Raw genomic sequence first — 13,059 nt, 5'->3', positions numbered from 1 at the left:
CACGCCCATTACCCCGTCGATTCGGTGTCGTCGCACCGATTGTTACACGCGACCAGCGCGTCGACATTCTCAGCAACTGTCGGGTGATAGGGGCATAACGTTAGCTGGGCGGACGCCCTTTCTTATCCCGCAAAGCGTTGCGCCGATACGGAATTCGCATGATGCCAGTTGGTCGCTGACCGGGAGTGAGTGAACTCACATGTTTAGCAATCAAAATGACGTCGCTCGACGATAGCTATTCGCTCTAATCGCAGGCGAATTTTTAAACGTACCATGAATATCGTTTGCTATGCGTATGTTTCCAGTTCGCAGGGAGCGCGTGACCACGGTATTGTCTGCCCCGATTCGTTTTCGGGTGCGGGAAAAGTGGGGCTGGCGTGCGTTGTCGACTGTGTGATTCCGAGCGGCTGACAAGCGTGCTCGATTTGGGTGCGACGCCGCCTTGTGAAAGCTTCCTCGCGCCCGAACAACTCGACATTGCCGAGGCCACTTATCCGCTGCACCTGCGGTTATGTGAAGAATGCTTGCTGCTGCAGATCCCGGCGCTGATCACCCCGGAAGACACCTTCACCGAATACGCCTATTTCTCGTCGTATTCGCGGTCCTGGGTCGACCACGCGCGCACCTTCGTCGAGACCGCGGTCGACCGACTCTCCCTCGATGGCGACTCGTTCGTCGTTGAAGTCGCGAGCAACGACGGCTACCTGCTTGGCCACGTTGTCGAGCGCGGGATTCGCTGCCTCGGCATCGAGCCGTCGGTGAATGTTGGCGCCGCCGCCGTCGCGGCCGGCGTGCCAACCGAGACCGCGTTCCTCGACGAGGAAACGGCAGCGCGGGTGCGCGCCGAGCACGGCCCGGCGAACCTCGTCGTCGCCAACAACGTCTACGCGCATATTCCCGATCTACGCGGCTTCACCCGGTCGCTGCGCGGCCTACTCGCCGACGACGGTTGGCTGTCGATCGAGGTGCATCACGCTCTGAATCTGGTCGAGCTCGGTCAGTTTGACACGATTTATCACGAGCATTTCCAGTACTACACCGTGCATTCCGCGCAGCGCGCGCTCGCGGTTGCCGGGCTGACCGTTGTTGACGTCGAACTGCTCGACACGCACGGCGGTTCGATTCGCCTGTGGGCGCGCCCCGATGCGGTTGCCGTGCCGACAGCGCGCGTGACCGAGGTACTCGACCTCGAACGTGCCGCTGGCCTGCATGAACCCGCCGGTTATTTGTCGCTCGCGCCGCGCACCGAAGGTGTTCGCCAGGAATTGTTACGCTTCCTGCTCGACTGCAAAGCCGCAGGCAAACGCGTTGTCGGCTATGGCGCGCCCGGCAAGGGCAATACGCTGTTGAACTACTGCGGAATTCGCCCTGACCTGCTCGAATACACCGTCGACCGGAACCCGTATAAGCATGGCCGATTCACTCCGGGCACCCGCATTCCCATTCACGAACCCGAACGCATCGACCTCGACCGCCCCGACGTGGTCGTTGTCTTGCCGTGGAATCTCGAAATCGAACTCACCGAACAGCTTCGCCACATTGGTGACTGGGGCGGCGAATTGGTCTTTCCGCTCCCCGTGCTGCATCGGGCCGCGCTTGAAACGAAGGTGAACCAGTGAAGGTCGTTTTGTTCTGCGGCGGTTACGGCATGCGGATGCGCGGAAGTTCCGGCGACATCGTGCCGAAGCCGATGCAGTTAGTTGGTCCGCGACCGCTGCTGTGGCACGTGATGCGGTATTACGCGCACTTCGGTCACAAGGAATTCGTGCTGTGTCTTGGTTATGGCGCTGAGCACATCAAGAACTATTTCCTCACGTATCAGGAATCGGCATCAAATGATTTCGTGATTCGCAACGGGGAGGTCGAATTGCTTGGTGCTGACATCAGCGATTGGACGATCACCTTCGTCGACACCGGCGTTGAGTCGGCGATTGGCGAGCGACTGCGCCGCGTGCGTGAGCACCTCGACGGCGATGAGTACTTCCTCGCCAACTACGCCGATGTGCTCACCGACGCACCGCTGAACACGATGATCGACAAGTTCCACGCGTCCGGTGCCGCGGCGTCGATGATGGTTGTGCCGCCCCAATCTTCGTTCCACTGTGTGGATATCACTCCCGACGGCGTTGTCAAAGACATCATGCCGGTCGCCCAGATGCCGCTCTGGGAAAACGGTGGCTTCTTCGTGCTGAGCCAGGAGATCTTTGATCTCCTGCCGCCCGGCGGCGACCTGGTCGCCGACGCGTGCGGTGCGCTCGCTGGCGAAGGTCGCCTGTTTGGCTACCAGCATCACGGCTTCTGGAAGCCCGCCGACACGTTCAAGGAACGCGCCGAGCTCGACGATGCCTACCGCAACGGCACGCGACCGTGGATGGTGTGGGAGTCGGCGTGATCAGCCTGTTCCCCACGCGACCGCGCGAGGTCGCGCTGCTCGGCGCGCATTGCGACGACATCGCGATCGGCATGGGCGCGACGTTGCTTTCACTCTTGCGCGCTGTGCCTGACCTGCGGGTTCGCGCCCTTGTGCTGTCTGGTGGCGGCACGCCGCGCGAGGCTGAGGAGCGGGCGGCGCTAGCGGCGTTCTGTGCCGGTAGCGACCTTGAGGTGACGATTCTCGACGTGCCAGACGGCCGGTCGCCTGCCCATTGGGATCGAATCAAGGACGCGCTCAAGGACTTTCGCGCGTCGTGCGAACCGGACGTGGTTTTCGCGCCGCAACGCGGGGACGCGCACCAGGATCATCGGCTGCTTGCCGAACTGGTGCCGACAGAGTTTCGCGATCATCTGACGCTGGGTTACGAGATCCTCAAGTGGGAGACCGACACCCCGCGCCCGACGGTGTATCACCCGCTCGACAAGTCGCTGCTGACCGCGAAATCCGCACTGCTGCACGAACATTACGTGTCGCAGGTGGGTCGGGACTGGTTTGACGAAGCGGCGTTCCTTGGTCTCGCGCGGGTGCGTGGCGTGCAGTGTCACGCCGCCTACGCCGAGACTTTCACGCTCGAAAAAGCGATCATCAATTGGGAGTGAACAACATGCGGGTACTTGTCACCGGCCACCAGGGCTACCTGGGCACCGTGATGACGCCGATGCTGCGCGCGGCGGGCCACACGGTCGTTGGGCTCGACATCGGTTATTTCGCCGATTGCCTGCTTGGCGACTTCGCGGGCGACCCGGACGGCAGTTTTCGCGTTGACCTGCGCGAAGTGACCGAAGAGCAGTTGCGCGGGTTCGACGCGGTCATCCACTTGGCCGCGCTGTCGAACGATCCGCTTGGCGCGCTCGCACCCGAGATCACCTACGACATCAACCACCACGCCTCGGTGCGGCTTGCTCGTCTCGCCAAAGCTGCTGGCGTGCAACGGTTCTTGTACGCGTCGACGTGTTCGGTGTATGGCGCTGCCGGTGCCGAGCTGGTCACCGAGGACGCGCCGCTGCGGCCGATCACGCCGTACGCCGAGAGCAAGGTACGGGTGGAAGACGATGTCGCCGCGATGGCCGACGACACCTTCACGCCCGTATTCCTGCGCAACGCAACGGCTTTCGGCTTCTCGCCGCGGCTGCGCGCCGATATCGTGCTCAACAATCTGGTTGGTTACGCGGTGCTGACCGGCGAGGTGCGGGTGCTGTCGGATGGCACCCCGTGGCGTCCGCTGGTGCACGCGCGCGATATCGCCACCGCGTTCCTGACGTGCTTGACCGCGCCCAAGGCCGACATCGCTTGCCGCGCTTTCAATGTCGGCACCGAGCGCAACAACCTGACCGTCGCCGAGATCGCCGGTGCGGTTGTCGACGCGGTGCCGAACTCGACGTTGGTCATCACCGGTGAGTACGGTGCCGACCCCCGGTCGTATCGGGTCGACTTCTCGCTCGCCAGAACGGTTTTGGGCTTCGAAGCCGAGTGGACGGTCCCGGCTGGCGCTGAGGAACTGGCCCGCGAATACACCGCGCGTGGGCTCACCTCGGAGGCGTTCTTCCAGCGCTTCACGCGCCTGCCGCACCTGCAAAGCCTGTGCGACGCGGGCGAACTCGACGCGAACCTGCGGCGGGTGAGTGCGCCCGCGACCGCTTAGCGCTGCCTGGGTGGCGCTGTCCGCACGCGACAGCGCTACACCGAGCCGCGCCACCCAGGCGACCACCGCCGGGCCCCGGGTCCCCCAGGTGACCACCGCCGTCCCCTGGCTCGCCCCGGGGACCACTGCCGGGCCCCAGCTCGCCCCGGCGACCACCGCCGGGCCCCAGCTCGCCCCGGCGACCACCGCCGGGCCCCAGCTCGCCCCGGCGACCACCGCCAGGCCCCGGCTCGCCCACGTGACCACCGCCGGGGAACCGCTCGTCAAGGCGAACGGTGCTCAGGCCCATGCCGCAGAGGGGAACGCCGCTCGATCGCCCGGTCTCCTAGCCCGTTCCGCCGAGCTTGGTCCGCAGGTCGGCGTAGCTCGCCGCGCTCGCGTCGCGCGGGGACACGATGGTGACCGGCAGCGGCCACTCGATCGCGAGGTCGGGGTCGTTGTAGGCGACGCCGATGTCCTCGGTGGGGTCGTGGGGGCGGTCGATGCGGTAGCAGACGTCGGCGACGTCGGTGATGGCCTGGAAGCCATGCAGGAAACCCGGCGGAACGTAGAGGTGGGTGAAGGTCTCGTCGTCGAGGGTGAACGCCTGCTGTTTACCGAAAGTGGGCGAGTCCGGGCGGATGTCGACGAGCACGTCGTGAACGGTCCCCCGCGCGCACCGCACCAGCTTGGCCTCACCTCGCCCGCCGCGCCCGTGCATCCCGCGAATCACCCCGCGCACCGACCGCGATTGCGAGTCCTGCACGAATGCCGCCGACGCACCGGGTTTGCCAAGGTGAGTGTCGAATTCCGTGGCGTCGAATGTGCGGGTGAACAGCCCGCGCTCGTCGCGGAATGGTTCGGGAATCAGCACTACAACGTCGACCAACTCGGTCGCCTCGATACGCACAAGGACATCCTGTCATGACCCGCACGTGCCGCGCCTGCCCGAGCACCGACCTGACCGTGCTCCTCGACTTGGGCGCCGCGCCCGCAGCTGACTACTTCCCGCCCGCCGACGAGCCTGTCGCCGCGAGCGAAGTCGGCCACCCGCTGCGGATGGACCGGTGCGCGACGTGCGGCCTAGCGCAGCTGGCTGACGACGACACCGTCACGTCCGAACCGCGCGGCGTCGAACCCCTTGCGTTGCGCGAGCAGGCGACCGACGCGGTGAAGCGAGTCGCGGCGGCCGGGCTGCTGGACGGCGCAACCGTGCGTGAATTCGGCAGCCCGCATGGCGGCACTTGGGTTCCGCTGCTCACCGCGCGCGGGTTCACCCAGGACGACAACTCCCCCGCTGACGTCGTCCTCGACTGCTTCGGCATCATGCACGAACCCGACCAACGGGCCGCCTTCGCGCACCGCGCCGCCGCGACAAGCGACACCGGAGTCCTTCTCCTGCAATACCATTCGCTCGCCACGATCGTGCGTGATGGGCAGTGGAACGCGCTGCGGCATGGGCACTTCGCCTACTACACCCTCGAGGCGGTCAGGAAATCGCTTGCCGCCGTTGGCATGTCGATCGTGCGCGCGTGGGAATTCGACCTCTACGGCGGCACCGTCCTCCTCGCCGCCCGCCACGGCGACCACCCCGCACATGCGAGCGTCGAGCGAGTTGACCAGGCCGAGCGAGCCGCGCTCACCCCGCAAGCGCTCGCCGGCTTCGGCGACAGCGTCACCGGGCACGTCACCGCGCTCCGCGAGTGGCTGAATGCCCAACGGGGCCAACGGGTTTACGCCTACGGTGCCGCGTCACGTGCGGTAGCGCTCTTCGCGCTGGCTGGCGCGAATACGTCGCTCCTGACAGCCGTGGCGGATGCTTCGCCAGCGAAGGCCGGGCGGCGCATGCCAGGCACCGACGTCCCCATCATCACGCCCACCGAACTCGTCGCGGCCAACCCCGACGCGGTGCTGCTCACCCTGCCCGATTTGCTTGCCGAAGTAAGCACCGCGCTACCGGGTCTCGACGGCCGCTGGGTGGTTGACGATCCGACCGGTCCGATCACAGTTTCCGCAGCTAACGACCCAAATCGTGTGGGGTAACGTACTTTTCGTTACCGTGCACATGACGGCCGCGCGTGCCATAATTCTGCGAGCCAAGATCGCGCCGTGAACGGTCCAGCGGGTCAGCAGCGTCGCTGCCGCTGCCAATTGGGGTTGGTGCGACGTCTTGTGGAGAAATTCGTTTTCGCTGAGGGGATCCCTACTGTGTTTACTTCCCGCGCGCTGCGCATCGGCACCGTCGCGTCGGCGCTCGCCATCGCCCTTACCTTCGCCACCGCACCCGCTGGCGCGGGCGTCGACAGCGTCAGTTCGGTGCGTGACGGCCACGATCGCACCATCGAAGCGGTGCAATCCGACACCCGCGTCAACTTCGTCGCACCACTCGACGGCAACCCGCTCACCCGTGAGTGGTTCCACAGCGGCGAAGCCGGTTTCGTCGTTTCCGGTCCCGATGCTGAGCAGTGGTCGGGCCACGTCACCGTCGGCTACCAGATCGGTTACCCGGCCACGCTGGACGGTCGCATCAAGTTCGAATGGTCAACGCCCTCACTGGGTCTCGAATTCGGCGGCGACGGCGGCACCCTCAAGCTCGACGGTCTGATCCCGCGCGCGGGCATCGAGGTCACGGCGGGTTTCGGCCCCGGTATCCGCGAAGTTGAGGTGGCCGGTGCCGACGTGTCGGGCGCGAACGGCGTCCTGCGTCTGTCGGGCTTCCACGGCACGGTCACCGGGGTGCTCGGCCAGACCAACGTGCGCCCGTTCGTGAAAGTTGTTGGCGCGACGGGCGATACGGTCGTGACGTACGGCCCGACGTTCTCGAACTAGCACAAACTAAGCGGCCGCCCACCTGCGCATAGGTGGGCGGCCGTTCGAGTCCCATCCGACGCCCGAATCTGGCACCAAGCGAGGGTCGCCCGCCTGCTGTGCGCCGTCGATTACTCGCGCACCAAGGCGTCCAGCATGGCCAGCACCGTCACCGAACGGTCATGTGACTCCCGTACCCGCGCGCGCCCTGCCAACGAAAGCCGTTGGCGCAGCGCAAGATCCGTGACCAGACCGGCGATCCCCTTCGCCAACGCGCCCGCATCGTTCGGGGGCACGCACACCATTACGCGCTCGTCGGCGTATCCCCCGTGGTCGGTCGCGATCACGGGTATCCCCACACTCATCGCCTCAAGCACAACCAGCTGACCCGCCTCGGGCAAAACGCTCGCTGAAACCAGCGCGTCCCATCCGCGCAGCGTCGGCAGCGCATCGACGCGGCCAAGGAATCGCACCCGGCCCGCAAGATCAGGTTTTGCTGCGCGCGTACGCAATTGGGCGAGATACTCCTCGTCGCCAGGCAGCGCCGATCCCGCGATTTCGACGACAACGTCAGGCACGCGCGCGACCGCGTCGAGCAACACGTGGTGACCTTTCCATTCGGTGATCACCCCGAGAATCCCGATCACGGCGGGTTCCCTAACCGCGGGCGCGGACGCGGCGTCAACCGGCCACGTCACTCCGTTCACGGCGACCGACACCGAAATCCCTTGTGCGCGAACCGGAGTGGCCGCCGCTTCCGACACCGCGACCGCGTGCCGAACCGCCCGACGTCCCGCGCGCGCCGCCGCGTACTGACGCCCGCTCGCGAGGATGTCATGAACGAGCCACGTTGTCGTCGCGCGATCCGGCCGCGCCAACGCGACGGCGGGCAACGCCATCGTCGAGTTGATGATCACGTCAACTTGACTGGAGCGCAACGGTTTCCGTAACACGAAAGCGGCCCGCGCCCACCGCGCGAACATCACTGAGGCGGCGACGAGCCGTCGCGCACCCCGCTCACCGGTCAACCCGAGCGGGGGGATGACAACACGCGAAACCCCGTCAGGCAGCCGCGCGCACAAGGGCCCATCAGGGCACGCGACCCGTACGCGATCGCCCCGCATGAGTGCCACCTCAACCAGCGACAGCATCACGTTTTCCGCACCCGACGCTTGGCCGGTGTGCGCGATGAACAGCAGGTCACGGCTAGCGTGGGACATCGAGTGCCTTCGCGTTTGCCCGCAGCACCGCGAACGCGGGCTTGGCGGAATAGTCACGGCGCAGCATGCCGAAATTGTCCTCCTGATCAGCGCGGTCATCACCCGCGTCAACAAGCGAATACACGAAAACCGGACCAAGCCCGCGCATTGTCGCCATCACCCCAAGACCCTCGGCGACGATGCGCGCCTGCGTTTCCTCACTGACGGCACTCGATGCGGTGCCCGTTGGTGCGCCAAATTCGGTGGGCCACACCCGTTTACCGATATCACCGTGCCTGTCCATGATCGCGCGGACCCGGGACAGGTTGCCAAAAGCATTGTCCCGACCCGACACCGACGGGGGTTCCGGATACGAATAGGGATGCAGGGCGACAGCATCGAAATCCGACTCGGCACCCAACGCGTAAAGCCGTTCCAGGAACGTCGTCGGTGCGATGTCGGTCCCGTCGTCGGCGGCGGGGGCGAGCCCACCCACGATCACCTGGCCACCCGGTTGGCGCACCCGCACCGCCATCGCGGCTTGATGCAGCAACTGCGCGTACAGCCCGACGTCAGGTTTCGGTCGGAAAAAGGTGTCGATATTGGGTTCGTTCCACACTTCCCAGTGCCGAATCTTGCTGCGATACCGTTCAATTGCGTCAGCGACGAACTGGCCGTAAAGCGCGGGATCAGGTGCCGCCTTGTCGTCGCCGGTCCGGTCGCGCATCGCCCAGCGGGGCGTGTAGGTCAGGATCGCAAGCACGTAAAGACCATGTGCGCGTGCGGAATTGACGACCCGATCGGAGTCGGCCCAATCCTGGTGTCCGCGTCGCGGTTCGATACCCGACCAGTCGAGGTCGATGCGAATCCATTTCGCGCCGGTGTCGGCGACGATGGTGAGCTGACGGTCGAGCTCGGTTTGGCTCAACGCCTGCCAACCGTGGCCGCCGGAGATCCCCAGCCCCGTGGGATTAATGATCTCCGGGGCCGCATTAGAACGACTCGGTGCGCCGCAGCCAACCACGGTCACGGCGACAACGGCGACAAGGAAGGAAGCGACACCGCGCAGCCTAGCGATCCGCCACAGTGTCATCAGGTTTGTGCCCTCGCAAGCGCGTGATAGTGAGTCCAACAGTGAAGTGCAGCACCGCGCTGGCGAGAACAAGGTAACCCACGCTGACCACCGCCGCGGTGAGGAGCCACGGGGGTTCCCACTGCCGCGCGACAACAGTACCGGCCCACGCGACGCCCGCCGCCGCGACGGCAAGGAGGCTCATGGGCCACAGCGGAATCAATCGGCGAATGCCGACGGCGACCCGCAGCGCAACCCATATCGCGACAAGCAGCACAACCTGGGCAACCAGCCCGGCGACGGCCGCGCCGGTGAAGGAATCGGCGGCAATGAGCGGCCACGCGACAACGAGATTCACCGCCAGCGCCGCGGCGGCCACCCCTGGAATGAGCGTGCTTCGCCCCGCCGCCATCAGCGCTACCAACGCGAGGTGAGCTAGCGCGCCGAATAGCGCGGCGACGATCTGGACCCGGCTCGCGGTGTCGGCGATGGTGAACGCTTGCCCGAAAAGCAGCGCGATCACGTCATCGGCGACGGGCCAAAACGCGACAAGTGCGAGGAACATCAAGGCGGCAAGCGCGGCGGTCCCCTGCCGGAAGTACTGCCGGAATCGGGTTGGGTCGGCCGGCCAGACCGCGACGAGCAGCGTCGTCACCGGTGCGATCACCGCGACCGCCGCGGTGTCGAGCAGGTCGGCGAACTTCATCCCGACAGCGAAATGACCAACCGATTCGAAGGTGTCGAAGTGGCCGAGTAGCAGCAGCCCGACCTTCTGCAACATGATGATCAGCGCGAGCCCGATGCTCAGCGGCAACGCCTCACGCAGCATCGGCCCCCACCAACTGAACTGGATGTGCCGCGCGGGAATCGGGCCGCCGAGTCCACGGGCGACGCCGACGATCTTGATCCCGATCGAAACGAGCTCATAGATCAGCGCGGGAACGATCACGACCAGCAATGTTGGTGCCCACAGGACGGCCAGCACGGTCAACGCGACCTGCACCGCGCGCGCCAGCGCCTCGCTCGCGGCGACCACGGTCATGCGCATGGTCGACTCGAACAGCACGGTCAGCGCGTGGCTCGGGGTCGCGATGACAACGACGATGCCAGCGAGCGCGGTCGCGACGATTACTTCGCGCGGACACCCGGACACCACCACGTACCCGACCGCGATGACGTAACCGAGTAACCCGAGCAGGGTGCGCAGCACGATGAACGAGGTAGCGATCTCGGCGACCTCGTCGGGTTCGCCATGTACGAGCTTCCCGATGACCGCGCGACCCACCCCGAGATCGGTGATGATCGCGAGCATGCCAAGCAGCCCGAAAACGAAGGAGAAATAACCCCATTCGACGCCGGGCAACATTCGCGCGATCACCATGGTCGCGACCAACCCGAGTGCCGCGCAGAACACGCGACTCGCCAGCATCGCCACGGTGTTGCTCACGGCGATGCGGCCGGTGAGCCGACTCTTCGGCGGGGCGTCGGCGGTCATGACAGCAGTCCTGCCGCGCGATAAGCGACGACGGTCGCCTCAGCGGTACTACGCCAACTCAACTTCGACATCGCGGCGACGGCGCGGTCGCGCAGCGCGAGGTTGGCTTCGGCGTCGGCAAGCAGCGGGCGCAGCACCGACGTCCACGCGTCGACGGTTGTTGATGCGACAAGCACCGCGCCGTCGCCGCACACTTCCGGCAGCGCGCCGACCGCGCTGGCAACCACCGCGCCGCCACACGCCATCGCCTCGACCGGTGGCAACCCGAACCCCTCGTATTGCGAGCAGTACGCGACAACCGTGGCCGCGGAATACAGCGCGGGCAGGTCAGCGGTGTCGACGTAGCCGAGGCCGACCGTTCCGGCAGGCGCGTCCGGCCCCGTCGACCCCGCACCCGCGAGGACGAGCGGAACGTCGAGCGCCTTGGCCGCGTCGGCGAGCATGGCAACTTGCTTGCGCGGTTCGACCGTACCAACCTGAATGATGAATCGACTTGGCAGCGAATACTTTTCGCACACCCTAGCGACGGTTTCCGCGTCGGGAACGGCCGCCCAACTCGCGGGCGCGAGCGGCACAACAACCGCGTCACGCCCAAACCGGTCAGCGAGACGGGAAGCGGTGAACTCCGAGACCGCGATGAGCAGGTCGGCGCGCGCGAGCGCGGTTCGCACCAGCACCTGTTCGCCCCGGGCGCGGTAGCGGCTGAACGCCCACGGCACGTCGAAAACTGACAGGTCATGCACGGTCGCGACACACGCACGCGGTCCGAACAACGGCACGTCGACGTCAAGGCCGTGGAAGACGTCAACCCCGCGCAGCGGCGCGATGCCGTGCCACGCCCGCCGCGCACCCGCAGCGACTGGTCGGGTGAGCGGCGTTATCGCGCTTGGCAATTCGGCGGCGGCGTCGGCTTGGATTAGCGCTGACAGCGGCGTTGTCGGCAACAGCGCGGGCAGTTCGGCGAGCAGTTCGCGCTGGTAGGTGGCCACCCCCGCCCCGTTGGGCCGGTACGCGAGCGCGCCGAAACACAGTGCGCTGCTTGGCTTTTCGTTGCTCATGAAACCTGCTCACGTACGAAAGAACGCGCGACGACTGGCTCGCCGTCCGCGCTGTTGTGTTGAGTGGCGATGCAACCGACGACGGCGGCGAGGAGCCAGAAATAGAAATCACTGGGGAAAATCTCGAAGTAGCTCGATGCCACCGAGGCCACCGCGCAAGCGAGCACCGAAGCACCGACGCCGAGCGCCAGCGCGGAATCGTTGCCGCTCACCGTGCGCGCGGTCCGCATGCTTAGCAGGTAAATCACGACCATGATCGCGACGAACAGCCACACCCCGACCGGGCCGAGTTCGATCAGCAGCTTCACGTAGTAGTTGTCTGGCTGATACGGCCTGCCGTAGATCTGCACCTCGCCGGTCGCGTACGGCAGGTTCTCGGCCATCGGTCCGAGTTCGGCGACCAGTTGCGCGGCCTTGGCCGCACCGGTCGAACCAAGCCCGTCGCCGAAAGGATGACTGCCGACCGTGCGGGTGACAACGCGCCACCCCATCTCACGAGCGGCGAGACTATCCGACGACAGCAGTGAACTTCGCGCGCTTGACGACGCCGCGCCGCCCGCGATCAGGACAAGCACGCCCGTGCCAATAAGGAGCGCTTTGAGGTGCTCGCGATAGCGAACAACCGCGAGGACAAGCGCGCCGACGACGAGCCCAACGATGGCGGCGCGCACGACGCTCGCCGCGACGCCCGCGACCAGGATCGGCGTGCAGAAAAGGAAGGCCCGGTTGCGAGCGCGACCCGGCGCCGCGAGCGCGACCGACCCGCCGACCAGCAACACCATGACGAGATAGAACGCGAAGGGGAACGGCTGGTTGAAGGTGCCGAACGAGCGCAGCAAGCCGCCAGCGAACCGGATCGTCACGTTGTGCTCGTAGCCCATTTGCGCGAGCCCGTCGGCACCAATCGCCTGTTGGGCAAGACCAAACAGCGCGATACCAACGGATTCGATCATCATGATCGTGACGAGCACGTCGCGGTCACGGCTGGTGAACGGTCGCAAATAAAGGATTAGCGGAACGACAAGCAGATAGAAGAACGTGATCTTGATGCCGAACAGGCCGAGCTTGCCCGCGGTGAGAAATGCCGACGAAACGCCAAAGACCAACAGCGCGGCGGCAATTGGCCACCACGGCAGCGCGGGGCGCGGCTGATTGTCGCGATGCGGAACGAACGCCGCTACCGCGAGCGTGAGCAGCAGCAGCCCTTCCTTCCACCCGTCGACCCGCATCCATTCGGGCGCGATCAGCAACAGACCGTTGAAGGGCACCAACGCCGCGACAAGCAGAACCCCCCGTTGCGGACGGTCCCAGATCCAGCGCAGGAACATCCAGCCAACAGGCAGAGCGGCGAAGTACGCGAGGGTGCCCACCG

12 protein-coding genes are annotated in these 13,059 nt (G+C 65.8%); 6 read left to right on the top strand and 6 right to left on the bottom strand.

Annotation, left to right across the window (positions count from 1 at the left end; all coding sequences use genetic code 11):
- The first annotated feature begins 377 nt into the window (after positions 1-377).
- From IEX78_RS00775 to IEX78_RS00760, 4 genes are read left to right on the top strand one after another with little or no spacing between them, the layout of a single operon-like run.
- The gene (locus tag IEX78_RS00775; protein WP_188826767.1) at positions 378-1,619 is read left to right on the top strand and encodes a class I SAM-dependent methyltransferase; all 1,242 of its coding nucleotides are present in this window, start codon (positions 378-380) and stop codon (positions 1,617-1,619) included.
- Positions 1,616-2,392, top strand: a complete 777-nt coding sequence (locus tag IEX78_RS00770; RefSeq protein WP_188826766.1) for a glycosyltransferase family protein — start codon at positions 1,616-1,618, stop codon at positions 2,390-2,392. Before IEX78_RS00775 ends, IEX78_RS00770 begins: the two co-directional genes overlap by 4 nt.
- Positions 2,389-3,033, top strand: coding sequence for a PIG-L deacetylase family protein (locus tag IEX78_RS00765; RefSeq protein ID WP_229683616.1), 645 nt, complete (start codon positions 2,389-2,391; stop codon positions 3,031-3,033). The genes IEX78_RS00770 and IEX78_RS00765 overlap by 4 nt, the downstream gene beginning before the upstream one ends.
- A gap of 5 nt (positions 3,034-3,038) precedes the next feature.
- Positions 3,039-4,076, top strand: coding sequence for an NAD-dependent epimerase/dehydratase family protein (locus tag IEX78_RS00760; protein WP_188826764.1), 1,038 nt, complete (start codon positions 3,039-3,041; stop codon positions 4,074-4,076).
- Positions 4,077-4,401: 325 nt separating this feature from the next.
- Here the strand turns inward: IEX78_RS00760 and rfbC are convergent, their stop codons facing one another.
- Entirely contained in the window at positions 4,402-4,965 is a 564-nt protein-coding gene (rfbC, locus tag IEX78_RS00755) for a dTDP-4-dehydrorhamnose 3,5-epimerase (protein WP_188826763.1), read from the bottom strand.
- Between the two features lie 14 nt (positions 4,966-4,979).
- On the opposite strand from rfbC, the gene IEX78_RS00750 reads away from it, so the two are divergent.
- Together IEX78_RS00750 and IEX78_RS00745 are read left to right on the top strand one after the other, a co-directional pair.
- The gene (locus tag IEX78_RS00750; protein ID WP_188826762.1) at positions 4,980-6,098 is read left to right on the top strand and encodes a class I SAM-dependent methyltransferase; all 1,119 of its coding nucleotides are present in this window, start codon (positions 4,980-4,982) and stop codon (positions 6,096-6,098) included.
- 165 nt (positions 6,099-6,263) lie between these two features.
- A complete protein-coding gene (locus IEX78_RS00745; protein WP_229683615.1) occupies positions 6,264-6,884 on the top strand; it encodes an MspA family porin in 621 nt (206 codons plus the stop codon).
- Positions 6,885-6,994: 110 nt separating this feature from the next.
- Here IEX78_RS00745 and IEX78_RS00740 read toward each other — a convergent pair whose 3' ends face one another.
- The 5 genes from IEX78_RS00740 to IEX78_RS00720 are packed head-to-tail and all read right to left on the bottom strand — an operon-like array spanning position 6,995 to position 13,057.
- Positions 6,995-8,083 (bottom strand): glycosyltransferase family 4 protein, encoded by a 1,089-nt coding sequence (locus tag IEX78_RS00740; RefSeq protein WP_188826761.1) that lies wholly within the window; start codon positions 8,081-8,083, stop codon positions 6,995-6,997.
- A complete protein-coding gene (locus IEX78_RS00735; RefSeq protein WP_188826760.1) occupies positions 8,070-9,155 on the bottom strand; it encodes a glycoside hydrolase 5 family protein in 1,086 nt (361 codons plus the stop codon). The genes IEX78_RS00740 and IEX78_RS00735 overlap by 14 nt, the downstream gene beginning before the upstream one ends.
- On the bottom strand, positions 9,133-10,629 hold the full coding sequence (locus tag IEX78_RS00730; RefSeq protein WP_188826759.1) for an oligosaccharide flippase family protein: 1,497 nt from the start codon (positions 10,627-10,629) through the stop codon (positions 9,133-9,135). The genes IEX78_RS00735 and IEX78_RS00730 overlap by 23 nt, the downstream gene beginning before the upstream one ends.
- Entirely contained in the window at positions 10,626-11,687 is a 1,062-nt protein-coding gene (locus IEX78_RS00725) for a glycosyltransferase family 4 protein (RefSeq protein ID WP_188826758.1), read from the bottom strand. Before IEX78_RS00725 ends, IEX78_RS00730 begins: the two co-directional genes overlap by 4 nt.
- Positions 11,684-13,057: an O-antigen ligase family protein gene (locus IEX78_RS00720; RefSeq protein ID WP_188826757.1), complete on the bottom strand. Its 1,374-nt coding sequence runs from the start codon at positions 13,055-13,057 to the stop codon at positions 11,684-11,686. Before IEX78_RS00720 ends, IEX78_RS00725 begins: the two co-directional genes overlap by 4 nt.
- Positions 13,058-13,059 lie beyond the last annotated feature (2 nt).

This window comes from Nocardia camponoti (genome assembly GCF_014646135.1).
Lineage (GTDB): Bacteria > Actinomycetota > Actinomycetes > Mycobacteriales > Mycobacteriaceae > Nocardia > Nocardia camponoti.
This window is presented reverse-complemented; position numbering and strand designations above follow the sequence as displayed.

Bases quoted from the DNA above. Each gene is read 5' to 3' on its own strand.
- IEX78_RS00760 (WP_188826764.1), top strand. From the start codon at position 3,039: ATGCGGGTACTTGTCACCGGCCACCAGGGCTACCTGGGCACCGTGATG.
- IEX78_RS00725 (WP_188826758.1), bottom strand. From the start codon at position 11,687: ATGAGCAACGAAAAGCCAAGCAGCGCACTGTGTTTCGGCGCGCTCGCG.
- IEX78_RS00730 (WP_188826759.1), bottom strand. From the start codon at position 10,629: ATGACCGCCGACGCCCCGCCGAAGAGTCGGCTCACCGGCCGCATCGCC.
- IEX78_RS00740 (WP_188826761.1), bottom strand. From the start codon at position 8,083: ATGTCCCACGCTAGCCGTGACCTGCTGTTCATCGCGCACACCGGCCAA.
- IEX78_RS00735 (WP_188826760.1), bottom strand. From the start codon at position 9,155: ATGACACTGTGGCGGATCGCTAGGCTGCGCGGTGTCGCTTCCTTCCTT.
- IEX78_RS00750 (WP_188826762.1), top strand. From the start codon at position 4,980: ATGACCCGCACGTGCCGCGCCTGCCCGAGCACCGACCTGACCGTGCTC.